Genomic DNA, 23,830 nt, shown 5'->3' with positions numbered 1-23,830 from the left:
TTGCTGGCTATGCACGTTGGTTCAGCGTTCCGGAAGTTCGTCGGTGGTGATGAGTGCAAGTGGGCGCGGCTGTTCTGGGACCGATACACAGCTCTGAAACACGACCCATTGGTTTCGTATGACTCGTACGAGATTTCGACCCTGATGAGGAGCGGACGGATACTCCTGATGTGTGCTCTACTCAACCGGGTAGCAGGTTCTAAAGCGCCCACGAGATGGATCTGTCGGGACTGCTGCACGGATAGGTGACATCTGATCTGGCTTGCCCGTGGGGTGGGCCTGGAAGGATGTTGCTGTGCCCAAGCCCTACCCGTCCGAGTTCCGTGACGATGTCGTGCGCGTCGCTCAGCACCGCGAACCCGGAGTCACGATCGAGCAGATCGCGAAAGACTTCGGGGTCCACCCGATGACGTTGCAGAAGTGGTTGCGTCGCGCCGATATCGACGACGGCGCCAGGCCCGGCCCGTCTCGGACCGAGTCCGCGGAGATCCGTGAGCTGCGCAAACGGAACCGGCTCCTCGAGCAGGAGAACGAGGTGCTGCGCCGTGCGGCGGCGTATCTGTCGCAGGCGAACCTGCCGGGAAAAGGCTCTACCCGCTCGTGACGGAGCTCGCCGCCGCAGGGGTCCCTGTGACGGTGACGTGTCGGGTGCTCAAGCTCTCCCGCCAGCCCTACTACCGGTGGCTGGCCGATCCCATCACCCCGAGCGAGGTGGTGGAGGCCTATCGCGCGAACGCCCTTTTCGACGCCCACCAGGACGACCCCGAGTTCGGGCACCGGCTACTGGCCGACGAGGCCCGCGACAATGGCGAAGCGATGGCGGACCGGACCGCGTGGCGTATCGCGTCGGCGAACGGCTGGTTCAGCGCGTTCGGCAAGCCCAAGCGGAGCAAACACCGCAAGCCCGGCCCGCCCGTCCACGACGACCTCTGCACCGTCGTCGACGAGCACGGCCGGACACGGCACGTGTTCGCCGCGGACGCACCGAACGAACTGTGGCTGACCGACATCACCGAGCACCGGACCGCGGAGGGCAAGCTGTACCTCTGCGCGATCAAGGACGCATTCAGTGGCCGGATCGTCGGGTACTCGATCGACTTCCGGATGAAGTCCCGATTGGCCGTCCAAGCGCTCGAGAACGCCGTCGCGATGCGTGGCGATGTCGCCGGCTGTGTGGTGCATTCGGACAGGGGATCTCAATTCCGAAGCCGCAAATTCCGGCGCGCCCTGACCCGTCATCGCATAGTCGGGAGCATGGGAAGAGTCGGGTCGAGCGGAGACAACGCCGCCATGGAATCGTTCTTCGCACTCCTGCAGAAAAACGTCCTCGACCGCCGCTCCTGGACCACCCGCGAGCAACTGCGCACCGCGATCGTCACCTGGATCGAGCGGACCTACCACCGCCGCCGCCGACAGGCCCGCCTCGGCCGTTTGACGCCCATCGAATTCGAGACCATCATGGCCAACAACGTCGCTCTCGCGGCGTGACTACAACCTGTCACCTACTCGTGCAGCAGTCCCGTCAGTCCACCCAGTTCTATCACTTGGGCGAGCGCACGCGGGACCTCATGGCGAGTAATCCGAAGCTCTTTCGGCGGTAGCGCGTTACCTCACAGGCGTGGTGATCCCGGCCGCGCATGACGGTCAGGCCACGCCGGGACAGAACTCGTGTTTCTGGCGCCGCGCGCCGGTGACGGCGTGGAGTCCGACGGGTCCGCCTCCGCTGAGTCCGGCCGATGCCGGAGTGAGGGCGGCCATGTCGGCGCCGATGCCGGTGTGCTGGCCGGCGGAGTGCCGTGGAGCTCGTGGTGGGTTCGGCCGGCGTCGGGTCGGTGCCGACGCCCCGCCCTGGCGCCGGCGGGCGGCCATGTTGGCCTCCGTGGCCTGGGCGCGGTTGGTCGGGAGTGCTCCGCCGGCTCGCTGCGCAGACGTCGCGCGCTCTCCGCTGGTGCCGTGTTGGCGGTGGAGACGGGCTAGTGAGACTTGGGGCCGGGCGGCTCGGTCGTCGGGGATCTGGCCCCCGTTGCGGAAGTTCGGAATCTGGCCGCCATCGCGGAACGGGGAGATGCCAGCGGAACTGAGATCGACGTCCCCAACGAACGGTAGGTTCTTCGCCAGCCAGGTGACTCGTGATCCGCTCCACTCCATGCCGAAGTGCGGGATATGGTCCATGATGCCCACGGCGTGAATCTCCTTGTGTTGAAACGGAACCGAGGCCCAGGCGCCGCGCGGCGGAGTGCGGAACCTGGGCCTCGGAGTCAGAGGGTCATTGTCAGGCGGCGGTGCCGACCTTGACGATGGCCTCGGGGCGGTAGACGCTCACGCCGAACCGGCCCTCGACACGGACGCGGGTCTGGTTGCGCTCGAACAGTTCGCCCGAGGTGTCCCACTCGATATCGACGGCCGCGCCCACGACGTCCACGCTCACTGCCGACGGGTCCAGGACCACGGCTGTCTTTGCCGGGAGCGCGGTGGTCAGGACCGCGCGGAGTCCCCACAGCTCACGTTCCATGAGGTCAATCGGGACGACTCGGAATGCGATGGCGTCGTCCGAGGTGGCCAGGAGTTCCACGGCCTCCCAATCGGCCGGGGAGATGAACAGGACGCTCGGCTCGTAGCCGAGGGTTTCCTGGGCCGTGATGGCCTTACGGATGGACGTCAGGGCGTTGGTGGCGAACGCCTGGATCTGCACGCCGCTGGTGTTGAGGAGTCCGGTCAGGTGGGCGCCGGTGCCGTCTCCGCCGATCACCTCGACCTCCAGGGCCTTGTCCAGGCCGTAGACGAGAACTGTACAAGACCGGCGGCGAGCTCGTGGCGCCGGCATCGTGTTCACCGTCGTTCTCGGCGGGACCGCCGTGCACGTCGACCGATGGGATCCGGACTGGGGCGTGCAGGTGATCCGGGAGGAAGGGGTGACCACCTTCTTCGGCGCACCCACGTTCCTGCAGGACATGATGCGCACCGATCTCGCCGGCGATGCGGACAACCCGCTCTCGTGCCTGGTGATCGCGGGATCGTCGGTACCGCGGAATCTGCCGGTCCAAGCCGCGGAGGCTCTCGGCGCCTACGTGGCTCCCGCCTGGGGGATGACCGAGTGCAGCATCCTCGTCTCGTGTACGCCGAAGGAGTCGGACGCCATTCTGCGCACCGACGGGTCGGTCTTCGAGGGCTCGGAGATGCGCGTGGTCGACGTCGACGGCAACGAGTGCCCGGCCGGAGTGGTCGGCGACCTCCTGATGCGGAGCCCCGGTGTGGTCTACGGTTACTTCGACCGACCCGATGCCACATCGCGAGACTATCGCCCGGGACTGTGGTTCTCGACCGGCGACCGAGCCGGCATCGACGAACACGGCTGGATCTCCCTGTCGGGACGGAGCAAGGACATCGTCATCCGGGGCGGCGAGAACATCCCGGTGACCGACATCGAGTCGTTGATCTTCGACCACCCCGACGTGTTGAACACGGCCGTCATCGGCATTCCCGACGAACGGCTCGGTGAACGTGTCTGCGCGGTGCTCGTGATGAAGGACGGCCGGCCCGCGCGCACGCTCGCAGGGCTGTCGGAATACCTTCTCGCGCAAGGGCTCTCGAAGCACTACCTCCCCGAACGTATTGTCACGCGCGGTGAATTGCCGATCACGCCCAGCGGCAAGATTCAGAAGTTCCGACTGCGGGAATCGCTGACTGACGGAGTCGGTGGCGCGGGCTGAATCGACGCGCCATGTCATGTATCGACGACTACATCGAGGTGCTGCGGAACTCCCGCAGGCCGGACCAGACCATGCAAGAGACGGAGACGAAGATGAGCTTGCCCACCAGGGTCGGGGTGTACGGAGGCGGACGGATGGGAGCCGGGATCGCGCACGCCTTCCTGTGTTCCGGCACCGCGGTCACGGTGATCGAAGCGGACGACTCCGCCGCCGACCGCGCTCGCGATCGGATCGCTTCGAGTCTGACCAAAGCGGCGGAGAGGGGCGTGCTCGCCGATTCCGTCGACGACGTACTTCGCCGAGCCGACGTCACCACCGGCGCTGAGAACCTCGCCGAATGCGGACTGGTCATCGAGGCGGTGCCGGAGATGGTCGAGGTCAAAGCGGAGGTCCTGGCGCGCATAGAGAAGACCGCTCCGCTCGCCGTCGTGGCGACCAACACCAGTTCGCTGTCGATCGACGGTCTGGCCGATTCACTCACCTCACCGGAGAAGTTCATCGGTCTGCACTTCTTCAACCCGGTGCCGGCCAGCGACCTCGTCGAGATCGTCGTCGGCACGAAGACGTCCGAGACACTGGTCGCCGATGCTCAGCAGTGGGTGCGCGACATCGGGAAGACCGGTATCACCGTCACGGACTCGCCGGGGTTCGCTTCGTCGCGGCTCGGAGTGGCGATCGCACTCGAGGCGATGCGGATGGTGGAGGAAGGTGTCGCCTCCGCGGCGGACATCGACACGGCGATGACCCTCGGCTACAAGCATCCCACCGGACCCTTGCGCACTACGGACATCGTCGGACTCGACGTCCGTCTCGCCATCGCCGAGCATCTCGCCAAGGAGATCGGACCGAGGTTCGAGCCGCCCGCGATCCTCCGTGACAAGGTGGCAGCCGGGCATCTCGGCCGCAAGACTGGGCAGGGATTCTACGAATGGTGAGCTGTTCGGTCGGTTGAGCGGTCATCCATGACTGCCGAGGGCGCTGAACGCGCCGTTCCGGCACAATGGGCCGCATGAAGCTCTCTGACACGATCGCGTCCGCCGGTGCCTGGGTTCTGGAGAACGGTCATCGTGCGCTCCTGGCGATCACCGGCGGGCGCTTCCCGAAGCGCATGCTGGGGATGCAGACTCTTGAGCTTCACACGATCGGAAGGAAGTCGGGGCAGCGCCGGTCGACGATGCTCACGGCACCGATCTACTCGGCCGATCAGATCGTGGTCGTCGCCTCGAAGGGCGGACACTCCGACCACCCCGACTGGTACAAGAACCTTGCAGCGAACCCCGACGTGGAGGTGACTGTCGACGGTACGACGACCTCATGGACCGCGCGACGGGCGAGCGCCGAGGAGAAGTCGCGGCTGTGGCCGTCGATCGTGAAGATCAACCCCGGCTACGAGGGCTACCAGCGCAAGACCGATCGGGACATCCCCGTGGTCATTCTCACGCCGCGCGGCAGGTAAGACCGACGCGAGGGTGTCAGGTGGTGCCGTGGCGAAGGAATCCGTAGAGGCCGGCGCGGTAACCGCGCTGATAGCTCAGGTCGTCGTCGGGGTCGGTGCCGTTCTCGAGAACTGACGCCGCGTGGTGCCGCGCCCACGTCGGCGGAAGGCTCGACAGGTAGGCGAGCGACTCGTCGAACCCCTGCTGGAAGAGGTCCGGATCGAGGCATACGTCGAGTTCCGGATCGACGAGCGGATACGACGTCGGCAGACGCGTCACGGTGGCGTGACCGCTGAGCGGCGCGGTCGTCTGAGGGTCGGCGGAGTGAGCGGTCATCGGCGGGTTCGTCTTTCAGCGAGGGTTCGGTACAGGGTGGCTCGGCTGACTCCGAGTTCGGCGGCTATCGCGGGTACGGGATGGCCGGCGGCACGCATGCGCTCGGCGGCGGCGGCTTGGGTCTCGTCCAGCGCGCGGGGCCGGCCGACGCCGGAAGCGGCGTGGGAGCGCCGATGCGGAGACCGACGGTGTTCCGATGTCGGCTCCTCGTCGTCGAGCTCGGCGAGGGACGCCAGGACGCCGACGATCATCGCTCCGGCGGGGTCCGCGGTATCGACTCCCTCGCGCAGCGACTGCAGTCCGATCCGCCGCCGAGTGAGTTCGCGCGCACTCGAGAGCACTTCGCGTGCGGTGCGGCCCAGTCGGTCGACGCCGACGACGACGGCGGTGTCTCCGGGCCTCGCGTAGTCGAGCAGCGCTGCCCAGCCGGGGCGCTCGGAGGAGGGGGTGCCGGCGCCGGACCTGTCGCTGTAGATCCGCGACGGTTCTACGCCGGCATCGGTGAGCGTATCGATCTGTGCCTCGAGTCGCTGAGACCCTCCGGGCGCGCGTGCATAGCCGAGTCGGTACCCGGCGCCGACGGCCTCATCGTCTCTCATGTCTCACAATGTATCGCAAAAGGGGCGGGTCTTGGTTTTGCGACACTCCCGAATTCGAGTGGTCCGCTCAGCCTGGTCGAGCGAGCGCAGTGGGGGCGGGGTCGTTCCTGCGGTGGTGGTGGTTCATTTCGACTCGCTGCGCTCGCTCAATAAGCCTGAATATGAGGCCTGACTGGGTCGCGCTCGCTCAGTGAGCGCGAAGATTGGGCCTCGCGGGGTCGCTCGCAGTAAGCCTGAAGATCAGCCCGGCGGGATCGCTCGCTCACCAGACCTCGTCGCAATAATAATTTTGCGACTGTCGCATAATGGTGAGATGCGAAAACGCTGCTCGCCTCGCCCGGGTGGGGGCGAGACGAGCAGCGCGGGAGTTCTTGGAGGGGCTGGGGCGGGGTCAGCCGACCGGGGTGGGGAGGACCGACTCGAACGCGCGGCCCGACCGGGGGCGCGCGGAACCCATCTGCTTCGAGTCGCACAGGAAGGAGACGAGGTCGGCGAGAGTGTCCGCGGACGGCCGCGGCTCGTAGCCGAGCTGTGTCCGTGCCTTGCTGATGTCGACGACGGGTTGGGCGACCAGCGCCGCGATGGACGCACGCGAGACGAGGTCGGAGCCGAACAGATGGCTGATCGGTTCGGCGATGGGGACCACCACGTTCAGCAGACGCAGCGGTACGGCGAACAGCGGGCGGAATCGCCCGCAGAGCTCTGCGACGGCGCGCATGGCCTCGAAGAGGCAGACCTGTTCACCGCCGAGCAGGTAGTTCTCGCCGGTGGCGCCGTGCGCGGCGGCGAGGGTGAGGCCCTTGGCCACGTCACGGACGTCGACAAGATCGAAGTTGCCCTCGACGAACAGGGGGACTCTGCCCTGCGCCGCGTCGCGCAACATGCCGTTGATGCGTGAGAGTCCGTGGTCGACGGGACCGTACACACCGGTCGGGTTGCAGATCACGGCGTCGAGCCCGTCCGCGATCACCTTGCGCAGTTCCTGCTCGCCCGCCCATTTCGATCGGTCGTACACCGGGAGCGCGGGATTCTCCGAGCGCGCGGAGTTCTCATCGACGATCCCGTTGTCGGTGTACTGGTCGAAGGAGTGAATCGAGCTGCAGTGGACGAAGCGTCGCACACCGGCGGCGAGCGCGGCTCGAGCGGTGGATGCAACGCCCTGTGTATTCACTCGCCAGGCGAGTTCGTCCTGCTGTTTGAGGGTGATCATCGCGACGAGGTGATACACGGTGTCGACGCCGTCGAACGCGGCGACGAGTGCGTCGTGGTCGAAGATGTCGGCGGCAGTCCAGGTCACCTGCGGGTGATCGAGGCCGTGCGCCGGCGACACCCGGTCGATGGCGACGACGTCGTGCCCGTCGGCGACGAGCTGGTTGACCAGGTTGGTTCCGACGAATCCAGCAGCTCCGGTGACGGCGACCTTCATGTGCATCCTCATTCCCGACGTGACAGACCACAGTGCCCGGTGATCTGGCGTGCCCCGTCCCAGCAGACTAGAACACGTTCTAATTCGCACGAGGCTATCTGGCCCGCTCACCGCCGCGCAAGGGTGTCGCGGATTTGTCGTCCGCGCCGGGGGTTCGCACGTGCCGTTACCGGCCCCGTCTGCGCGCGGTCCGGGGTACTGTCCGAGGAATGTCTGAACAGGCAGTGCGCGCGGTGCGACCGCTGCGAGCGGCGATGGTCGTCGGTGCACTCGGCGTGGTGTTCGGAGACCTGGGGACGAGTCCGATCTACACCGTTCAGACGGTCTTCGACCCGAGGGACCCGCACCCGATCGCGCCGACGTCCGACAACGTCTACGGCGTGGTCTCGCTGATCTTCTGGTCGGTGATGATCATCGTGACCCTCACGTATGTGCTGCTCGCCATGCGCGCGGACAACGACGGCGAAGGCGGGATTCTCGCTTTGATGACCCTCCTGAAACGGTGGGTGGAACAGATCGATCCGCGGACGTTCATCGTGCTCTCCGCACTCGGCATCCTCGGAGCCGCACTCTTCCTCGGGGACAGCATCATCACCCCCGCGATCTCGGTGCTGTCGGCCGTCGAGGGCCTCAAAGTGGTCGATCCGGAGCTGCATTCCTGGGTGGTCCCGCTGACCGCATTGATCGTCTTCGTGCTGTTCCTCGCCCAGCGGTTCGGCAGCGGCGGCGTGGGTCGCTACTTCGGGCCGGTGATGGCGGCGTGGTTCGTCGTCATCTCGGTGCTCGGAATACACGGAATCACAGCCGAACCCGGCATCCTGCGCGCACTGTCGCCGACCTACGCGGTCGGTTTCGTCGCCGGTCATTTCCACGTCGCGTTCTTCGCGCTGGCCGCGATCGTGCTCGCCGTGACCGGGGCCGAGGCGCTCTACGCCGACATGGGCCATTTCGGGCGCAGACCCATCTCCACCGCATGGATCCTGATCGTCGCGCCGGCCCTGACACTCTGCTACCTCGGTCAGGGCGCCCTGGTGCTTCACGACGTCCGCAATCTGAGCGCGCCGTTCTTCCTGCTGAGCCCGCAGTGGGGGCAGATCCCGCTCGTGATGCTGACGACGATGGCGACGGTGATCGCGGCGCAAGCGGTGATCTCCGGTGCGTTCTCCGTCGCCTCGCAGGCGGCTCGTCTCGGCTACATGCCTCGTCTACGCCTGGTGCACACCTCCGACCGCGAGTACGGGCAGGTGTACGTTCCGTGGCTCAATTGGTTCCTGATGGTCTCGGTGATCACCCTGGTGTTCGCATTCCGCAGTTCCGACGCCCTCGCCTACGCGTACGGCATGGCGGTCACCGGGACCATCGCGATCACCACGATCCTGTTCTTCGTCGTCGCACGGCACCGTTGGCGGATCCCGTGGTGGCTGCTGGCGCCCGCCGCGGCCGCACTGTTGACCGTCGACTTGCTGTTCTTCGCGGCGAACATCACCAAGTTCGTCCACGGGGCGTGGCTGCCGTTGGTCATCGCTCTCGCGGCTTTCGCGATCATGACGACGTGGCGGCGCGGTCGCCTGCTGGTAGCGGCTCGTCGATCGCTGCTCGAGGGCCCCGTCGACGAGTTCCTCCAATCGCTGCGGTCGGGGGAGCGCGAGGTCGACGTGGTGGACGGCACGGCGGTCTTCCTCAATCGCGACCCGGCCAGCGCACCGCTCGCGTTCCGGGCGAACGTCGATCACAACCGTGTCCGGCACCGGCAGGTCCTCTTCGTGTCGGTGGAGGTCGCTACCGCGCCCCGCGTCGATCCTGCGGCGCGGGTCCGCAGAATCGACCTCGGTGCCGACGACGAGGGGATCAGCGCCGTCGTCGTCCGCTTCGGGTATGCCGAGCCGCCGGACATCCCGGCGACTCTCGGTGCGATACGTGACCTTCCGGTGGGTGTGGACCCCGCGGCAGTGACGTACTTCCTGTCGACTGTGGAGTTGCGTCTGAGTGACGAACCGGGCCTGGCGGGCTGGCGCAAGCGAGTGTTTCTGGCGAGTTCGCACGTGTCGTCGGACGCGAGTGACTACTTCCGGCTTCCGCGCGAGCAACTCGTCGTGATGGGGGCACGGATCCCGGTGTGACGCAGGCGGCCTCGGCCGGTCAGCTCAGCGCGATGACCCCGCCCGTCGGCGTCGAGGTGGGGCCGCTGCCGCCGCCGATGTCGCGGGCGATCCACACACCCGGCGTGAGCTGACGGTACTCATGGAGGCTGACCGGCTCACCGAGGAAATCAGCCGAGAAGTCCGCGGCGTAGACCGGCCGACCGTCGACGCGCGAGACGGCGGGAACCACCTCGGCTCCGGCGTCGGTGCCCCAGACGTAGTTCTTGTACACCCAGGGGCGCCCGCCCCGTTCGGTGAAGGTCAATGCGTCCCCGAGGACGCTCTGGGTGCGAGTGAGGGTCTTCCCCGCCTCATGGGGCAGTGTCCGGCCCCGAAGCTGGAACACCGGGAGCAGGGAGAGCTTCTTCTTCCCGAGGGGACGAACGCCCAGCGGCGCATCGGCGAACAACCCGAGGATCTCCTCGGCGGTGCAGTGTTCCATCAGGGAGGTGACCGTTCGCGTGGCGTTCCCCGGATCGACGACGCACGTGCGCGCCGGCGCGGCCGACGCGGTGGCGGGCGAACCGAGGAGTGATCCGACGGCTGCGATGATCGCGACGATTCTGATTCTTGTCGTACGTTCAAATGACACGAGGACATTGAACAGTGCGCAAAGCGGTCGAGCAATCCGAATGTCCCGACATTTCCTCGCCGGCTGATTACTTTGGTCCCTAGATTTCTGCCGCTCTCATGCACTTACCTTGTCCTGGGGTGAAGTCTCCAGTGCGGTCGAGGGATCGGCATCACTGCAGGGAGTGAAGGTGGGTTCTTGTGGCGGTGCGGACGCGGACAGCGAAGTCGGCGCAGGTGGATCGGCGCATCGCGAGGCGCGACGACGTGCTCGTCCTGGCATTCGCCGCCGTCGCGCTGGCGGGGGTGCTCATTCACGACCGCGTCGACATGCCGGCCACGCCTCTGCTCAGCGTCACCAACATGTTTCCGACCGCGGTCTACCTCGGTCTCGGACTGCTGGGCTTCGTTCCACGAGCTCGTGCCGCGTCGAGCTGGCTGCTCTTGATCTGGGCGTGGATCCTGGTGGTCGCATCACTGATCGGCCTCATACCGCAGAGCAACGCAGTCTCAGCGCCGCAGAATCCCAACGTGCACTACGTCTTCCACATCATCTACGCAGCGTGTCAGCTGCCGCTGGTCGTCGCGCTGGTGCTGCGGCTCAATCGTGACGCTTCGGCCGTCACCACATCCCGCTGAGACACTCACCGCGCGGCTGTGAGGACAACGCCCGCGCTCGCCGTGACGACGAGTGCGATGGCGACGAGCTGACGTGAGTCCAGCGACTGGTCCAGAACCACGAAGCCGGCGAAAGCGGCCACCGCGGGGCCCAGACTCGACAGCACGCCGAACACACGCGTCGACATCCGTTTGAGTGCGGTGAACTCCAGGGCGTAGGGGATCACTGAGGTCAGCACGGCCACGCCGCCGAACGCCGCGAGCAGGCCCGGGTCGTCGGCGACCGCGGGCGCCGCTTGGAACAGTCCGATCGGGACGATCACCCCAGCCGCGACCAGCATGGCCGCCGACAGGCCGTCGACGCCGTGCACCCGGGTTCCCAGTCGGGCCGAGGCCACGACGTAGACGGCCCAGCAGAGGGCGGCCATCGCCGCGAATCCTGCTCCCCGAACATCGAAGGCAGCGCCGCCGTGCACGCCGAGCATCGCTATCCCGAGCGCGGCGAGTGCGACCCACAGGGCGTCGATCAGGCGCCGGCTGCCCGCGGCGGCGACGGCCAACGGTCCCATCAGCTCGACGGTAACCGCGACGCCGAGCGGAACGCGATCGATCGCCAGATAGATGAACAGGTTCATTCCGCCCAGGCCCAGACCCAGCAGCAGCACGCCGAGCCACGTGCGCCGCGGCCAGCTCAGCACCCGTGGCCGGACGAGAAGGGCCAGGATCAGCGCGCCGCACCCGAGTCGCAGGGCGGCGGCGCCGAACGGTCCCACCCGGTCGAACAGCGAACCGACGATCGCGTTGCCGAACTGGACGCTGAACACCGCAGCGACCACCAGCGCGCTCGGCGGCACACGAGGCAGGGGATCGGGACGGGTCTGCACGGTGGGGACTCTATCGGCCGGCCCAGCGGATACCCTGGCGGAGGTGGGAAGGATTACCGCCCGATGGCCGGTGACGAAGGTGCGGATCGGACACGAGCCGCGGCGTCGTCCCGACCGACTCGCGGTGGAGGAACCACTCGAGATCCGGATCGGCGGACTGCCGCTGGCGGTGACGATGCGGACACCGGGCACCGACGTCGAACTCGCGGCGGGATTCCTCGTCTCCGAAGGGGTCATCACCCGTGCCGAGCAGTTCCGGGCCGCGATCCACTGCGGCGGGCCGGGCACCGGCGGCACGGAGAACACGTACAACGTGCTCGACATCGCACTCTCCGCGGACACCCCGCCGCCCGGACCGGCCACCGCGCGCGACTTCCTGACCACCAGCGCATGCGGAATCTGCGGCAAGACGAGCATCGACGCGGTGGAGACCTCGTCGGCGTTCGACCTGCGCGGAGACGAGACGACGGTGCGACCGTCGCTGCTCGTCGAACTGCCGGAACGTCTGCGCGCCGGACAGCGAGCCTTCGACAGCACCGGCGGACTGCACGCGGCGGCGCTGTTCGACGCCGAGTCGGGTGAGTTGCTGACCCTGCGAGAGGACGTCGGCAGGCACAACGCCGTCGACAAGGTGATCGGGTGGGCGCTGACACGCGACCGGCTGCCGCTGCGCGGAACCATTCTGCAGGTGTCGGGCCGGGCGAGCTTCGAACTGGTCCAGAAGGCGGTGACGGCCGGCATCCCGATGCTCACGGCGGTGTCGGCGCCGTCCTCGCTGGCCGCCGAACTCGCCGAGCGGTCGGGACTCACGCTCATCGGCTTTCTCCGCGGCGATTCGATGAACGTGTACACCGGCGCCGCTCGGGTGGCGCCGGCCTGACCGCTGCCGGATCTAGATCGGGTCGGTGAGACGACGCAGAAAGGCAGCTGTCCGCTCGTGCTCGGGAGCGCCGATGACCTGCTCCGGTGCGCCGCGCTCCACGATCACGCCGCCGTCGACGAACAACACTTGGTCGGACACCTGGCGGGCGAACGAGATCTCATGCGTGACCACGACCATGGTCCAGTTCTGTGCCGCGAGGTCGCGGATCACCCGCAGGACCTCGCCGACCAGTTCCGGGTCGAGTGCCGACGTCGGCTCGTCGAGCAGCAGCACCTTCGGATTCATCGCGACGGCGCGCACGATCCCCACCCGCTGCTGCTGACCGCCGGACAGTTGAGCCGGGTAGTCGTCGGCGCGGTCGCCCAGGCCGACGCTGTCGAGCAACCGCTGCGCATCCGCGGTCGCGTCCGCCACCGGCCGTCGCTGCACCACCACCGGTCCCTCGATGACGTTCTCCAAGACCGTCTTGTGGGGGAACAGGTTGTGGTTCTGAAAGACGAATCCGCTCTGGCTCCGATAGCGGGCGATGTCGGACTTGGCGTAGTCGCCGGCGAAATCGATCGTCACGTCGGCCACCCGGATCACACCGGTGTCCGGTACGTCGAGCGCATTGAGCGACCGCAGAAGGGTGGTCTTGCCCGATCCGGAGGGGCCGATCACCGCGGTGACCGACCCGGAGTCGACGCTGAACTCGATGCCGCGCAACACTTCGTTGTCACCGAAGGCCTTCGTCAGACCATCGACCTGGATGAGTGCGGTCATGTCGGGATGAACCTTCCGAGACGGGTCTCGAGGACGCCCTGCAGCATCGACAGCACGAGGCACACGATCCAGTAGTAGACCGCGGCGGTCATGTACAGGGCGAAGAACTCGAAGGTGGGCGCGGCGGCTATCTGCGCGACGCGCAGGAGCTCCGTCACCAGGATCGTGGAGGCGAGTGAGGTGTCCTTCACCAGTGAGATGAGCGTGTTCGACAGACCGGGAACCGCGATCCGCGCCGCTTGCGGGAGCACGATGCGGCGCATCGTGGTCGCGTAGTTCATGCCGATGGTCGCGGCGGCCTCGCGCTGGCCCTTGGGAACCGACATGATCGCGCTGCGGATGATCTCGGCGGCGTACCCGCCGACGTTGAGCGAGAAAGCGATCGCGGCGGCAGGCAGCGGCGGCACTTTGAATCCGAGCTCGGGCAGCGCGTAGAAGATGATGAACAACTGGACCAACAGCGGGGTGCCCCGGATGATCGAGACGTAGATCCGCGCGAGTCGCGAGAGAATCGGGTTCTCCGCGAGCCGGGCGAGTGCCACGACGAGCGCGATCGCCAGGCCGATCACGAAGCTCACCGCCGCGAGCGGGATGGTGGTGGTGAGCGTGGCTTTCGCCATCGGCCAGAGGTTTCTCCCGATCAACTCCCAGGTGCTCTCCGGCGGCTGTGCCCGCGGGCCGCTGCCGCTGGCATCGGCTTTGAGGTACTTCTCTGAGATCGCTGTGAGCGTGCCGTCGGCCCGCAGACGGTCGAGCGCGTGGTCGATCTTCGGTATCAGCGGACTGCCCTTGGCGGCGGCGAAGGCCTGGTCGCTCGTCTGCCCGGTCTTGGCCGAGATCTTGACCGACGAGTCGCCGGTCTCGGCGAAATACGCGTACACGGCGATGCTGTCGTTGACCGTCGCGTCGACCCGGCCCTGCCGAAGCAGTGTGATCGCCTGGGTGAAACCCTCGACGGTCTGCACCTGTGCACCCGCGTCGCGAGCGACTTGAGTCCAGTTGCTCGTCGCCGTCTGGGCGACGGTGCGGCCCCTCAGATCGTTCAACGACCGGATCGACGAGTCGTCCGCCCGTGTCACGACCACCCCTTCGCCGACGGCGTACGGGCTGGACAACGCGTACTCGGCTCGCCGCTCCGGAGTGATCGTGACCTGATTGGCGACCACGTCGAATCGATCCGCGCCGAGTGCTGCGAACAGCGAGTCCCAGGGAGCCTCCACGAACTCGGCCCGCATGCCCATCTGATGCGCGACGGCCTCGGCCACGTCGACGTCGTAGCCGGAGAGTCGACCGGTCGCGGGGTCGTGGAAGCTGAACGGCGCATAGGTGCCCTCGGTTCCCACTCGGAGCACGCCTTCGCCGCTACGCCCACCGTCGGGGCCGCCGCATCCGCCCACCACTGCCACTGCCGCGATCAGCGCTGCCAGTAGCAGCGCCGGGGCTCGCGGTCGGAGGCTCATAGGGGGAGTAAACCCCGCCGGCCGATCAGATGGGACCCTTTGGCGCCACCTGGTCCGAGGGTGGGATTCCGGCGGCACGCAGATGCGCGCGGAGCCGGCCGACGAGCGGTGCACGTTCGAGTTCGTCAGCGGTCATCCATCGTGCGTCCTCGGCGTCGTCGCCCGCGCGCAGCTCGCCGCCGATCACCGTCGCGGCGAAGTCGTGGATCTCGAAGGTCTCCGCGTCGCTGTAATCGATGATCGCGCACCAGAGTTCCCTACCGATCACCACCTCGAGGCCGGTCTCCTCCCGGACCTCACGTGCGGCCGCCTCGGCGAGGGTCTCGCCGGCCTCGACATGTCCGCCCGGTACCGACCAACGTCCCTTCTCCGGTGCGTGACCGCGTTTGATCATCAGTATTCGTCCGCCGTCGTCGACGATGACCGCGCCCGCGGCCAGCACTGGATCCATCCTCACACCGTAGATCTCCGCGTGGTCGTGCGGTTATCTCCGCGTCACAGTGGGTTGCTCGTCGCAACGCCGGTCCGTTGTTCTGACGGTGATCGCGACACCTCTGCGGGCGGGCTCGCCCCACTATCCTCGGTGAAGTGACCGCACGGCGACAGCAACGCACAGGACTCGACGCCGTCGTGCAGACGGCCGCGGACGTGACCGCCACGAGGTCTCGCAACGCCAAGACACAGCGGATCGCCGATCTTCTGCGAGCGCTGTCGGCCGATGAGATTCCAGCGGCCGTCGGACTGTTGCTGGGCCGCCCGCGTCAGGGCCGGCTCGGAGTCGGCCGGCGTGCCGCTCATGCCGCTCGCACCGAACCGGCGGCGACCCCGTCGCTCACCGTGAGCGATGTGGACGCGGCGTTCACGACGCTGGCGAACACGCGCGGTCCCGGTGCGGTGCGCACCCGAGCGGAGGCACTGCACGCCCTGATGTCGCGTGCGACCGCCGACGAACAGGACTATCTGATCCGGGTGCTCACCGCCGAGATGCGGACGGGTGCGCTCGAGAGCGTGGTCACCGATGCGGCCGCGATGGCGGCGGGTCTGCCGACCGCAGTGGTGCGCCGGGCGGCGATGCTCTCCGGGGACCTCGGTACCACTGTCCGTCAGGCGTGTGCGGGATCCGACCTCACCGCAGTCGGCCTCACGCCGGGAGTCCCGGTCTCGCCGATGCTCGCCTCCACGGCCGAGTCCGCGTCGGCCGCGGTCGCCGAAACGGGGGAGGCCTCCGTAGAGGCGAAACTCGACGGCGCCCGGATCCAGGTGCATCGCGTCGGCGGCGCGGTCACCGTCTACACGCGCAGTCTGGCCGACGTCACCTCCCGGGTCCCCGAACTCGCCGAACTGGTGTCCGAGTTCCCCGGCGGCGACCTGGTCCTGGACGGCGAGACACTCGCTCTCGATCCCTCGGGTGCGGCGCGGCCGTTTCAGGAGACGATGAGTCGCTTCGGCTCCGGCGGCGGCACCGCATTGTCGGCGTGGTTCTTCGATGTGCTCTACGCCCGCGGCGAGAGCCTGATCGACTCACCGCTGCGGCGTCGGCGGCGGGTGCTGGCCGAGATCGTCGGGGAGCGGATGATCCGCGGGATCGAGGTGACCGGTCCCTCCGCCGGCCACCTCGCCGAAGACTTCTTCGCCGCGGCGGTCGGCACCGGCGACGAGGGGGTCGTGGTCAAGTCGCTCGACTCGACGTACGCGGCCGGGCGCCGCGGCAGTCACTGGATCAAAGTGAAGCCCGTGCACACCTTCGATCTGGTCGTGCTCGCCGTCGAACAGGGATCGGGACGGCGGCGGGGGATGCTGTCGAACCTGCATCTGGGCGCGCGGGATCCGGCGGGGCGATTCGGTCCGCCCGGTGGATTCGTCATGGTGGGTAAGACCTTCAAGGGACTCACGGACGAGCTGCTGCGATGGCAGACCGCGCACTTTCCGACGATCGCCGTCGACACTGCGGGCCATGTCACCGCGCTGCGGCAGGAGACGGTGGTGGAGATCGCGATCGACGGCGTGCAGCGGTCATCGCGCTATCCGGGCGGGGTCGCCTTGCGGTTCGCGCGGGTGAAACGCTATCGCGTCGGGGCCGACGCCAAGCCCGCCGCCGAGGCGGACACGATCGACGCGCTGCGCGATCTGCTCGATTCGAGGGCGTCCGACGCGATGCGGTGATCGTCAGTGCGGCGTCACGACTCGGACCGGGAACAGCACGGTGCGCTCGACGACACGATCGCGCTCGGCGCTCCGGCTCGTCCGGCGCGGATCTGCGAGGTAGGCCTCCAGGGCCGCCTGATCGGGCAGACCGATCAGCTGCGTCTCGTCGGGAACGTCGGCGGTGCCGGAACCGAGCGCGCGAGCGAGAAGCACCCCGCCGTGATCGGGTAGCAGGGCGAGGACCTCGTCTTCATAGGCCGACAGATCGGCGGCGAGGCCGGGCCGGGCCCAGAGTTGACAGCACAGTTCGACGGGTTCGGGATCGGTGGTCATGTCCTCGACGTTATCGGTGCCGTCGAGCCCGACGGCGTGGCTGCGGCCTTCGCTTCCAGCAACACGGTTTCGAGCATCTCCGGCGTCAGCCGCCCGGTGAAGGTGTTCTGCTGGCTGACGTGGAAGCATCCGAGAACGGTGAGACGCCGGCCGTCCGGATGGTCGATCACCGCGCGGACGCCGTGCCCGAACCGCGGCCGTGGACGCGGCACGATCCAACCGCCCTCGGAGAGGGACGACAGCAGCGCCTGCCAGCCGAATCCGCCGAGAGCGATCGCCACCCGGACGGTCGGTGCCAGCAGTTCCAGTTCCCGCGACAGGAATGGCGCACACCGGCGACGTTCATCGGGCGTCGGCTTGTTGGCCGGCGGAGCGCAGTGCACGGGCGACGTGATCCGGGTGTCGATGAGCCGCAGGCCGTCGTCGGCGGATACCGCATGCGGCGCTGACGCGAGTCCGACGGCGTGCAGTGCGGCGAACAGGAAATCGCCGCTGCGGTCGCCGGTGAACATCCGGCCGGTGCGATTGGCGCCGTGCGCGGCCGGAGCCAGCCCGACGACGAGGATCCGTGCGTCGTCCGGTCCGAAACCGGGAACGGCGCGACCCCAGTAGGTCTGGTCGCGAAAGGCCGCGCGTTTGACGGTGGCGACCTCTTCGCGCCAGGCGACGAGCCGCGGACAGGCCCGGCACTGTGCGATCAGATCGTCCAACGCGGTCAACGTGCGGGCACTGGCCGCCCGATCGGGCGCGGATTCGGGGCGCGGCGCCATGGACTCCACCGTAGTCGGGAACCGCGCCCGGCATAGTGGGAGCCATGCGTCATACCCTCGCCGACATCCTGCCCGCGGTGTCCGCCGCATTCGACGGCGCCGAGACCGAGGGGCTCGAGGTGGCCCCGGCTCGTGACATCGCCGTCCTCCTGATCGACGGACTGGGAGCCGAACTCCTGCGGCGGCACGGCGACGTGGCACCGACTCTGACGGCGCACCTGCGGGCCACGTTGGCAGCCGGGTTCCCCGCGACGACGGCCTCGAGCATCTCGAGTCTGGCGATCGGAGCACCCTGTGCCACACACGGGATCATCGGATACAGTTTCGCGCTGCCCTCCGCCGCCGGACCGGAGAACTTCAACGCGCTGCGCTGGCGGACCGGCAGCGCCGAAGGGCCGGATGCGAGAACCACCCATGTGCCGGAAGACGTTCAGCCCGTGGAGAGTTCGGTGCAGCGGCTGGCTCGGAGCGGTGTCGAGGTCCACTACGTGGTGCCGGGCTATCAGATGCGTTCGGGGTTGACGCGGGCGGCGTTCCGAACGGCCGGACGACTCCACCCGGCGTCAGATCTCGACTCCGTGCGCGACGGACTCCTCGATTTCGCCCGGCACACCGATCGCGGGCGCCGATTCGCCTACGCTTACTTCCCGGACCTCGACATGCACGGGCACGTCGCCGGGCCGGAGTCGGCGCAGTGGCGCGCCGTGCTCGGCGCGGTCGACGCAATGGTCGCACAGCTGATCGACGACCTGCCCCCGACGTGCACCCTGCTGATCACCGGCGATCACGGCATGATTCGTGCGGGGGCGGCCGTCGACCTCGAGGCGGATCCCGAACTGCGCCGCGATGTCCGCCTGGTCTCGGGCGAAGCCCGAGTGCGGCACGTCTACTCCGACCATCCGGACGCCGTGCGTGACGTGGCCGATCGATGGACCGGGGCGCTCGGCGAGCACGCCCGCATCGTCACCCGCGAGCAGGCGCTCGACGAACACTGGTTCGGTCCCACGCCTCCGGTGCCGACGATCGAGTCCCGGATCGGTGACGTTCTGGCGGTGGCGCGAGGAACGAGCGTCCTCGTCTGTCCCACCGCTGAGCCCATGGAGTCGACGATGGCCGGTCATCACGGTGCCTGGACCGACGATGAACAACTGGTGCCGCTGATCTCGAATCGGTGAGATCAGTCGGAGTAGCGGTGCGACCAGCCGATCGCGCGGAGCTCGCCGACCGGTCCGGTGACGGTGGTGATCGACTGATACTTCGGGGTGGGCGGTCGTCCGCGCGACTTGCGGGTCATCGGGACCACCAAGCCCTGAGGCGTTCCGTTTCGACTCCAGTCCTCGCTCACCAGGAATGATTCGGGAAGTCGGTCGCCGAGGAAGGCGTAGCGGGCGCTGCCGCGCTTGCCTTCGGTGGGACGATGCAACCGCTGCATGATCATCGTCCGGCTGTGCGCCCCCGGCTCGCGGATGAACCTCACGCGCTCGTACACCGGGACACCCATCGAGAACAGCGCGCCGTACGGAGCACTGGCGACGTCGTGCGGTGTGAGGGCCGAGGCGGCGGCGGGCGCCGCCCACGCCTCGGCCGGATGGACGGCTGCCGCCGCGCCGACCGCCAGGACGGCGGTGACCGCGGCGACACGGCGGCGTCCGCTGACGGGGCGACGAGTGAAGGAACGACGATCACGGGCCTGGCGCGGCGAACCTGTCATCGGTCAACCGTCGCAGCTGCCGGGTTCGAGGGCAAGTACCCCGATACGCACGCTGATCGGCGTGTCGGCCGGTCCGTCGGAGGTCGACGTCTCGCATGCCGACCGGGTCCGTAGTAGGTTCGACCCCGTGATCCGAGTGCGAGTGACCGCTGCTGCGGCGGCCCTGGCGATCGCCGCATCCGCGGCGGTCGCGCCGGCCGCCCATGCCGATCCGGCGACGGCCCGGGCGAACTTCCTCGGCGTGTCGTTGGCCCCCGGCACCGCCGGACTCACGCCGCAGTTGGCGATCGCCTACACGCTCGCGCACCGTGAGGCGCGTGCCTCCGGGGTGGCGCTGTCGGTAACGTCCGGAAAGCGCTCGCGCGCGGAGCAGGCGGCACTGTGGCGGCAGGGCATCGCCGACTACGGCAGTCCCGCCGCCGCGCGCCGCTGGGTACTGCCGCCCGATGAGTCGACCCACGTCACGGGCGAGGCCGTCGATGTGGGACCGCGGTCGGGCGCGCGTTGGCTGCAGGCCAACGGCATCCGCTGGGGCCTGTGCCGGGTGTACGACAACGAGTGGTGGCACTTCGAACTGGCGGCGCTGCCCGGAACGGCGTGCCCGCCCAGGCTCCCCGACGCAGCGAGCCGCTGACCTGGTCTCGTCGGCCGCCGTGCCATGTGCGTGCACACGTGGACGGTTGCGGCTACGAACCTCTGGCCCAATAGGGAAGGATGAATGCCGTGTCGGAGAACCCAGACCACGAGAACGCCGTCCCTGAACCGTCCGAGGCGGGCGAACTGGACGACCGCGTCGTCGATGCCGACGCGGCCGATGTCGTCGAAGCCGTCGAATCGATGGAGGCCGCGCTCGGCGCCGGCGGGACCGACGATGGGTCCGCGGCGGACGTCGAGCCCGCATACCTGTCGTACGAGGAGTTCGGTCGACGGTTCTTCGAGCTCGCCGTCACCGAGGAACGGATCGGCAGCGCGTTCACCTCGATCGCGGGCGAGGAGTTCGAGGTCGGCCCGATCGGGTCGGGACCGGCAGGAGTGGTGAAAGTGCGGGCGATGGTGCGCGTCGCCGAACCGGAGATCGTCCGTGATCTCGGGCAGCTGATCACCTTCACGGTCAAGCTGCCGCTGCACATCGCGTTGACGGTGGATCTCAAGGTCGACCGCATCCGGTACGACGTCGACGGTCTGGTGACACTGCCGCTGACGGTCCGGTGCGCGGCGCCGCTGCAGGTGCGGATAGAGGTGGACCCACCGCGACCGCGCGACGTGTTCGTCGACGTCAGCTCGCGGAACGTCCGGGGCGAGATCATTCGCAATCTGGCTCAGGTGGACGACGAGATCCGCAGGGTCATCGCGAAGTTCGTGGAGACCGAGATCGACAAGCCGGCCATCCGCAAGGCCCGGTTCATCGACGTCGACGCCGAACTCGGTCGCGCGTTCGAAAGCATGTGACGCCTGTTCGGTGCCATGCTGGATAGATGACTGAGAACCGCCCGGGAGATCACGAGAAGTACGTCAAGGCAGATCAGCCGTACGAACGAGACACCAGGTACATCGAGACCCGGATCACGCGCGACGGCGCCGACGGCTACCCGGTGGAGGCCGGGCGCTACCGGCTCGTCGTCTCATACGCCTGTCCGTGGGCGAACCGGTCGATCATCGTGCGCCGGCTGCTCGGTCTCGAAGACGCGATTTCAATGGGTGTGTGCGGTCCGACGCACGACTGGCGGTCGTGGACCTTCGACCTCGACCCGGGCGGGGTGGATCCGGTGCTGGGCATACCGCGGCTGCAGGACGCGTACTTCCGGCGGATCCCCGGCTATGAGAAGGGCATCACCGTCCCGGCAGTCGTCGATGTCCCGAGCGGAGCGGTGGTCACCAACGACTTCCCGCAGATCACTCTCGACTTCGAGACCGAGTGGGTCGACTTCCACCGGGACGGGGCGCCCCGGCTGTACCCCGAGGACCTTCGCCGCGAGATCGACGAGGTGAACGCGGTGGTCTACCGTGACGTGAACAACGGCGTGTACCGGTGCGGCTTCGCCGGCTCACAGGAAGCCTACGACGACGCCTACGACCAACTCTTCTCCCGGCTCGACTGGCTCACCGAACGGCTGCGCACCCAGCGATACCTGGTCGGAGACACCATCACCGAGGCGGATGTGCGACTGTTCACGACGCTCGCGCGGTTCGACCCGGTGTATCACGGCCACTTCAAGTGCAATCGCGAGAAGCTCTCCGAGATGCCGGTGCTCTGGGCATACGCGCGCGATCTCTATCAGACTCCCGGCTTCGGTGACTGCACGAACTTCGACCACATCAAACGGCACTACTACCAGGTGCATCGCGACATCAACCCCTCCGGGATCGTGCCGAAGGGTCCGGATCTGTCGAACTGGGCCGAACCGCACGGCAGGGAGGCGCTCGGTGGCCGACCCTTCGGAGACGGAACACCGCCCGCCCCGCTCGGTTGAACGGGACGAGCGGCGTCGTCGAGGGGTGAACGCCAATCCCTCAGGCCACCGCCTGCTCCGCTGAGCGCGCCCGGGCGCGCGGAATCGCCAGCGTGATGAGCACACCGACGAAGGCCGCGGCCGCCCCGATGAGGAAGCACCAGCGGAAGGCGGAGTGCGTCGGGACCTGGTGACCGCCACCGAGATCGATGGTCGACGCAGCCAGAACCACCGCCATCACCGCCGACGACAGGGTGGTGCCGACCGACCTCATCAGGCCGTTGAGTCCCACCGCCGCCCCGGCCTCGGTGATCGGCACCGCGCCCATGATGAGCGTGGGCATCGCCGCGTAGCCGATGCCCACGCCGGCCGAGCCGATCACCGAAGCCGCGGCGAGCTGCCAGGGAGCGTTCATCAGGAAGTACGCGGTGAGGTAGCCGACACAGAGGACCGCGCCGCCGATCGCGAGCGTGAGCTTCGGGCCGAGACGGTTGATGAGCATGCCGGAGATCGGGGCGAAGAGCATCATCATGATGCCGCCCGGAGCCATCCACAGACCGGTCTGCAAGATGGTCTGCCCGAAGCCGCCGACCGAATCCGGCACCTCGAGCATCGTCGGAACCACGATCGCCTGCGCCATCATGCCGAATCCGATGGCGATCGCCGCCAGATTCGTCAGCAGCACCGTCGGCTTGGCGGTCGTGCGCAGATCGACCAACGGATCACTGTGCCGCAACTCGAACATCGCCCACGCCAGGAGCACGACCACGCCGGCGGCGAGGAAGCCGAGGGTGGCGCCGGACGCCCAGCCCCAGTCCTTACCCTTCGAGATGGCGATGAGGACGCTGCACAGACCGGCCGCCATTCCGACTGCGCCGATCACGTCCAGTCGTCCACCGGCACTGTCGGCGACGTTCGGCACGATGACCACGACCAGGACGGTGATCAGCAATGCCAGTCCCGCCGAAGCCCAGAACAGAGCCCGCCAGTCCCAGGTCTGCGCCACCCAGGCCGACACCGGAAGTCCGATGGCGCCGCCGACGCCGAGCGTGGCGCTCATCGCGGCCACCGCCATCGAGGTCAGACGCGGCGGCGTCACCTCCCGCATCAGGCTGATGCCGACCGGGATGAAGCCCATCGACATGCCTTGGACGGCGCGTCCGATCAGCATCGGAACGAGTGTGCCGCCGATGGCGCAGATCAGCGAGCCGACGACGAGTAGCAGCGCGCTGGCGAGAATCACGCGCTGCTTGCCGTACATGTCGCCGAGGCGCCCCGCGATCGGCATAGCCACGGCGCCGCCGAGCAGCGTGGCGGTGATCACCCACGACGCGTTCGAGATGGACGTGTGCAGCAGTTGCGGTAGTTCGGGCTGAACCGGGATGATCAGCGTCTGCATCAGGGATGCGACCAGACCGCCCAGACAGAGGGTGATGACGATACCGAGCGCACCGCGGTCGCCTGCGGTTTCGTCCGACGCTGCGGCGGCAGGGGCGTCGGCCGGCGCGGGCGCGGGGTTCACATCGTCGGCGGTCGGATCCGCCGTACCGGAGGGGGAGGACATTCAGAGGCCTTCGTTTCAGTGCGGAGCATGCG

The 23,830-nt window shown here is 67.9% G+C and carries 27 protein-coding genes; 13 read left to right on the top strand and 14 right to left on the bottom strand.

Going from position 1 to position 23,830, the window contains the following annotated elements; all coding sequences use genetic code 11:
- Positions 1-9: 9 nt before the first annotated feature.
- Both GSI01S_RS20660 and GSI01S_RS04035 read left to right on the top strand, forming a co-directional pair.
- A complete protein-coding gene (locus GSI01S_RS20660; protein WP_369403323.1) occupies positions 10-249 on the top strand; it encodes a HEPN domain-containing protein in 240 nt (79 codons plus the stop codon).
- A 46-nt stretch (positions 250-295) separates the two neighbouring features.
- Positions 296-1,488 (top strand): IS3 family transposase gene (locus tag GSI01S_RS04035; RefSeq protein WP_085950735.1). Its coding sequence is split into 2 segments (ribosomal slippage): positions 296-580 and positions 583-1,488, totalling 1,191 coding nucleotides; the frame shifts between segments, so codons are not numbered across the junction.
- Between the two features lie 156 nt (positions 1,489-1,644).
- Here the strand turns inward: GSI01S_RS04035 and GSI01S_RS04030 are convergent.
- Entirely contained in the window at positions 1,645-2,181 is a 537-nt protein-coding gene (locus GSI01S_RS04030; protein WP_006895126.1) for a hypothetical protein, read from the bottom strand.
- Positions 2,182-2,272: 91 nt separating this feature from the next.
- On the bottom strand, positions 2,273-2,824 hold the full coding sequence (locus GSI01S_RS04025) for a phage major capsid protein (protein ID WP_081598069.1): 552 nt from the start codon (positions 2,822-2,824) through the stop codon (positions 2,273-2,275).
- Position 2,825: 1 nt separating this feature from the next.
- Between GSI01S_RS04025 and GSI01S_RS04020 the strand changes: the two genes are divergently transcribed.
- The 3 genes from GSI01S_RS04020 to GSI01S_RS04010 all read left to right on the top strand — a co-directional run bounded on the left by GSI01S_RS04020 (position 2,826) and on the right by GSI01S_RS04010 (position 5,166).
- Positions 2,826-3,710, top strand: a complete 885-nt coding sequence (locus GSI01S_RS04020) for an AMP-binding protein (protein WP_006895124.1) — start codon at positions 2,826-2,828, stop codon at positions 3,708-3,710.
- A 92-nt stretch (positions 3,711-3,802) separates the two neighbouring features.
- Positions 3,803-4,645, top strand: coding sequence for a 3-hydroxyacyl-CoA dehydrogenase family protein (locus tag GSI01S_RS04015; RefSeq protein WP_039866914.1), 843 nt, complete (start codon positions 3,803-3,805; stop codon positions 4,643-4,645).
- Positions 4,646-4,719: 74 nt separating this feature from the next.
- Positions 4,720-5,166, top strand: coding sequence for a nitroreductase/quinone reductase family protein (locus tag GSI01S_RS04010; RefSeq protein WP_039866911.1), 447 nt, complete (start codon positions 4,720-4,722; stop codon positions 5,164-5,166).
- A 16-nt stretch (positions 5,167-5,182) separates the two neighbouring features.
- Here the strand turns inward: GSI01S_RS04010 and GSI01S_RS04005 are convergent, their stop codons facing one another.
- The 3 genes from GSI01S_RS04005 to GSI01S_RS03995 form a co-directional block, all read right to left on the bottom strand.
- Complete coding sequence (locus tag GSI01S_RS04005; RefSeq protein ID WP_006895121.1) at positions 5,183-5,482, bottom strand: hypothetical protein; 300 nt, start codon at positions 5,480-5,482, stop codon at positions 5,183-5,185.
- Positions 5,479-6,081: a recombinase family protein gene (locus GSI01S_RS04000; RefSeq protein ID WP_006895120.1), complete on the bottom strand. Its 603-nt coding sequence runs from the start codon at positions 6,079-6,081 to the stop codon at positions 5,479-5,481. Before GSI01S_RS04000 ends, GSI01S_RS04005 begins: the two co-directional genes overlap by 4 nt.
- A 391-nt stretch (positions 6,082-6,472) precedes the next feature.
- Entirely contained in the window at positions 6,473-7,507 is a 1,035-nt protein-coding gene (locus GSI01S_RS03995) for an NAD-dependent epimerase/dehydratase family protein (protein ID WP_006895119.1), read from the bottom strand.
- A 209-nt stretch (positions 7,508-7,716) separates the two neighbouring features.
- On the opposite strand from GSI01S_RS03995, the gene GSI01S_RS03990 reads away from it, so the two are divergent.
- On the top strand, positions 7,717-9,627 hold the full coding sequence (locus tag GSI01S_RS03990) for a potassium transporter Kup (protein ID WP_039866859.1): 1,911 nt from the start codon (positions 7,717-7,719) through the stop codon (positions 9,625-9,627).
- Between the two features lie 19 nt (positions 9,628-9,646).
- Here GSI01S_RS03990 and GSI01S_RS03985 read toward each other — a convergent pair whose 3' ends face one another.
- Positions 9,647-10,240 (bottom strand): hypothetical protein, encoded by a 594-nt coding sequence (locus tag GSI01S_RS03985; protein WP_039866858.1) that lies wholly within the window; start codon positions 10,238-10,240, stop codon positions 9,647-9,649.
- Between the two features lie 179 nt (positions 10,241-10,419).
- Here GSI01S_RS03985 and GSI01S_RS03980 point away from each other — a divergent pair, with 179 nt between their 5' ends.
- The gene (locus GSI01S_RS03980) at positions 10,420-10,857 is read left to right on the top strand and encodes a hypothetical protein (protein WP_006895116.1); all 438 of its coding nucleotides are present in this window, start codon (positions 10,420-10,422) and stop codon (positions 10,855-10,857) included.
- A gap of 5 nt (positions 10,858-10,862) precedes the next feature.
- On the opposite strand, the gene GSI01S_RS03975 is transcribed toward GSI01S_RS03980, so the two are convergent.
- Positions 10,863-11,720, bottom strand: coding sequence for an EamA family transporter (locus GSI01S_RS03975; RefSeq protein WP_006895115.1), 858 nt, complete (start codon positions 11,718-11,720; stop codon positions 10,863-10,865).
- Between the two features lie 43 nt (positions 11,721-11,763).
- Between GSI01S_RS03975 and fdhD the strand changes: the two genes are divergently transcribed.
- Positions 11,764-12,600, top strand: a complete 837-nt coding sequence (gene fdhD / locus GSI01S_RS03970; RefSeq protein WP_006895114.1) for a formate dehydrogenase accessory sulfurtransferase FdhD — start codon at positions 11,764-11,766, stop codon at positions 12,598-12,600.
- Positions 12,601-12,612: 12 nt separating this feature from the next.
- Here the strand turns inward: fdhD and GSI01S_RS03965 are convergent, their stop codons facing one another.
- Genes GSI01S_RS03965 through GSI01S_RS03950 form a run of 3 tightly spaced genes read right to left on the bottom strand, consistent with a single transcriptional unit; the run spans position 12,613 to position 15,276 of the window.
- The gene (locus tag GSI01S_RS03965) at positions 12,613-13,365 is read right to left on the bottom strand and encodes an amino acid ABC transporter ATP-binding protein (RefSeq protein WP_006895113.1); all 753 of its coding nucleotides are present in this window, start codon (positions 13,363-13,365) and stop codon (positions 12,613-12,615) included.
- Positions 13,362-14,825 (bottom strand): ABC transporter permease subunit, encoded by a 1,464-nt coding sequence (locus GSI01S_RS19735; protein ID WP_081598065.1) that lies wholly within the window; start codon positions 14,823-14,825, stop codon positions 13,362-13,364. The genes GSI01S_RS03965 and GSI01S_RS19735 overlap by 4 nt, the downstream gene beginning before the upstream one ends.
- 25 nt (positions 14,826-14,850) lie before the next feature.
- Positions 14,851-15,276 carry an NUDIX hydrolase gene (locus GSI01S_RS03950; protein ID WP_051999596.1) on the bottom strand — a complete coding sequence of 142 codons (426 nt, stop codon included), beginning with the start codon at positions 15,274-15,276 and terminating at the stop codon, positions 14,851-14,853.
- 137 nt (positions 15,277-15,413) lie between these two features.
- On the opposite strand from GSI01S_RS03950, the gene GSI01S_RS03945 reads away from it, so the two are divergent.
- Complete coding sequence (locus GSI01S_RS03945) at positions 15,414-16,988, top strand: ATP-dependent DNA ligase (RefSeq protein WP_039866855.1); 1,575 nt, start codon at positions 15,414-15,416, stop codon at positions 16,986-16,988.
- A 3-nt stretch (positions 16,989-16,991) separates the two neighbouring features.
- On the opposite strand, the gene GSI01S_RS19730 is transcribed toward GSI01S_RS03945, so the two are convergent.
- Together GSI01S_RS19730 and GSI01S_RS03935 are read right to left on the bottom strand one after the other, a co-directional pair.
- Positions 16,992-17,303 (bottom strand): hypothetical protein, encoded by a 312-nt coding sequence (locus tag GSI01S_RS19730; protein WP_039866854.1) that lies wholly within the window; start codon positions 17,301-17,303, stop codon positions 16,992-16,994.
- Positions 17,300-18,073, bottom strand: coding sequence for a uracil-DNA glycosylase (locus GSI01S_RS03935; protein WP_006895108.1), 774 nt, complete (start codon positions 18,071-18,073; stop codon positions 17,300-17,302). Before GSI01S_RS03935 ends, GSI01S_RS19730 begins: the two co-directional genes overlap by 4 nt.
- Positions 18,074-18,117: 44 nt before the next feature.
- On the opposite strand from GSI01S_RS03935, the gene GSI01S_RS03930 reads away from it, so the two are divergent.
- On the top strand, positions 18,118-19,248 hold the full coding sequence (locus tag GSI01S_RS03930; RefSeq protein ID WP_006895107.1) for an alkaline phosphatase family protein: 1,131 nt from the start codon (positions 18,118-18,120) through the stop codon (positions 19,246-19,248).
- Between the two features lie 2 nt (positions 19,249-19,250).
- Here GSI01S_RS03930 and GSI01S_RS03925 read toward each other — a convergent pair whose 3' ends face one another.
- Positions 19,251-19,784 (bottom strand): hypothetical protein, encoded by a 534-nt coding sequence (locus tag GSI01S_RS03925; RefSeq protein ID WP_006895106.1) that lies wholly within the window; start codon positions 19,782-19,784, stop codon positions 19,251-19,253.
- A gap of 127 nt (positions 19,785-19,911) precedes the next feature.
- On the opposite strand from GSI01S_RS03925, the gene GSI01S_RS20290 reads away from it, so the two are divergent.
- From GSI01S_RS20290 to GSI01S_RS03910, 3 genes are all read left to right on the top strand, one after another.
- A complete protein-coding gene (locus tag GSI01S_RS20290) occupies positions 19,912-20,418 on the top strand; it encodes a M15 family metallopeptidase (protein WP_006895105.1) in 507 nt (168 codons plus the stop codon).
- A gap of 80 nt (positions 20,419-20,498) precedes the next feature.
- The gene (locus tag GSI01S_RS03915) at positions 20,499-21,233 is read left to right on the top strand and encodes a hypothetical protein (RefSeq protein ID WP_006895104.1); all 735 of its coding nucleotides are present in this window, start codon (positions 20,499-20,501) and stop codon (positions 21,231-21,233) included.
- Positions 21,234-21,259: 26 nt separating this feature from the next.
- Entirely contained in the window at positions 21,260-22,255 is a 996-nt protein-coding gene (locus GSI01S_RS03910; RefSeq protein WP_006895103.1) for a glutathione S-transferase family protein, read from the top strand.
- Between the two features lie 40 nt (positions 22,256-22,295).
- Here the strand turns inward: GSI01S_RS03910 and GSI01S_RS03905 are convergent, their stop codons facing one another.
- A complete protein-coding gene (locus GSI01S_RS03905; protein WP_006895102.1) occupies positions 22,296-23,798 on the bottom strand; it encodes an MFS transporter in 1,503 nt (500 codons plus the stop codon).
- Positions 23,799-23,830 lie beyond the last annotated feature (32 nt).

It is taken from the genome of Gordonia sihwensis NBRC 108236, assembly GCF_000333035.1.
In the GTDB taxonomy this organism is placed as follows: Bacteria; Actinomycetota; Actinomycetes; order Mycobacteriales; family Mycobacteriaceae; genus Gordonia; species Gordonia sihwensis.
This window is presented reverse-complemented; position numbering and strand designations above follow the sequence as displayed.

Bases quoted from the DNA above. Each gene is read 5' to 3' on its own strand.
- GSI01S_RS20660 (WP_369403323.1), top strand. From the start codon at position 10: ATGCACGTTGGTTCAGCGTTCCGGAAGTTCGTCGGTGGTGATGAGTGC.
- GSI01S_RS04025 (WP_081598069.1), bottom strand. From the start codon at position 2,824: ATGCCGGCGCCACGAGCTCGCCGCCGGTCTTGTACAGTTCTCGTCTAC.
- GSI01S_RS04015 (WP_039866914.1), top strand. From the start codon at position 3,803: ATGAGCTTGCCCACCAGGGTCGGGGTGTACGGAGGCGGACGGATGGGA.
- GSI01S_RS04010 (WP_039866911.1), top strand. From the start codon at position 4,720: ATGAAGCTCTCTGACACGATCGCGTCCGCCGGTGCCTGGGTTCTGGAG.
- GSI01S_RS04005 (WP_006895121.1), bottom strand. From the start codon at position 5,482: ATGACCGCTCACTCCGCCGACCCTCAGACGACCGCGCCGCTCAGCGGT.
- GSI01S_RS04000 (WP_006895120.1), bottom strand. From the start codon at position 6,081: ATGAGAGACGATGAGGCCGTCGGCGCCGGGTACCGACTCGGCTATGCA.
- GSI01S_RS03995 (WP_006895119.1), bottom strand. From the start codon at position 7,507: ATGAAGGTCGCCGTCACCGGAGCTGCTGGATTCGTCGGAACCAACCTG.
- GSI01S_RS03990 (WP_039866859.1), top strand. From the start codon at position 7,717: ATGTCTGAACAGGCAGTGCGCGCGGTGCGACCGCTGCGAGCGGCGATG.
- GSI01S_RS03965 (WP_006895113.1), bottom strand. From the start codon at position 13,365: ATGACCGCACTCATCCAGGTCGATGGTCTGACGAAGGCCTTCGGTGAC.
- GSI01S_RS19735 (WP_081598065.1), bottom strand. From the start codon at position 14,825: ATGAGCCTCCGACCGCGAGCCCCGGCGCTGCTACTGGCAGCGCTGATC.
- GSI01S_RS03950 (WP_051999596.1), bottom strand. From the start codon at position 15,276: ATGGATCCAGTGCTGGCCGCGGGCGCGGTCATCGTCGACGACGGCGGA.
- GSI01S_RS19730 (WP_039866854.1), bottom strand. From the start codon at position 17,303: ATGACCACCGATCCCGAACCCGTCGAACTGTGCTGTCAACTCTGGGCC.
- GSI01S_RS03935 (WP_006895108.1), bottom strand. From the start codon at position 18,073: ATGGCGCCGCGCCCCGAATCCGCGCCCGATCGGGCGGCCAGTGCCCGC.
- GSI01S_RS03930 (WP_006895107.1), top strand. From the start codon at position 18,118: ATGCGTCATACCCTCGCCGACATCCTGCCCGCGGTGTCCGCCGCATTC.
- GSI01S_RS03925 (WP_006895106.1), bottom strand. From the start codon at position 19,784: ATGACAGGTTCGCCGCGCCAGGCCCGTGATCGTCGTTCCTTCACTCGT.
- GSI01S_RS03915 (WP_006895104.1), top strand. From the start codon at position 20,499: ATGAATGCCGTGTCGGAGAACCCAGACCACGAGAACGCCGTCCCTGAA.
- GSI01S_RS03910 (WP_006895103.1), top strand. From the start codon at position 21,260: ATGACTGAGAACCGCCCGGGAGATCACGAGAAGTACGTCAAGGCAGAT.
- GSI01S_RS03905 (WP_006895102.1), bottom strand. From the start codon at position 23,798: ATGTCCTCCCCCTCCGGTACGGCGGATCCGACCGCCGACGATGTGAAC.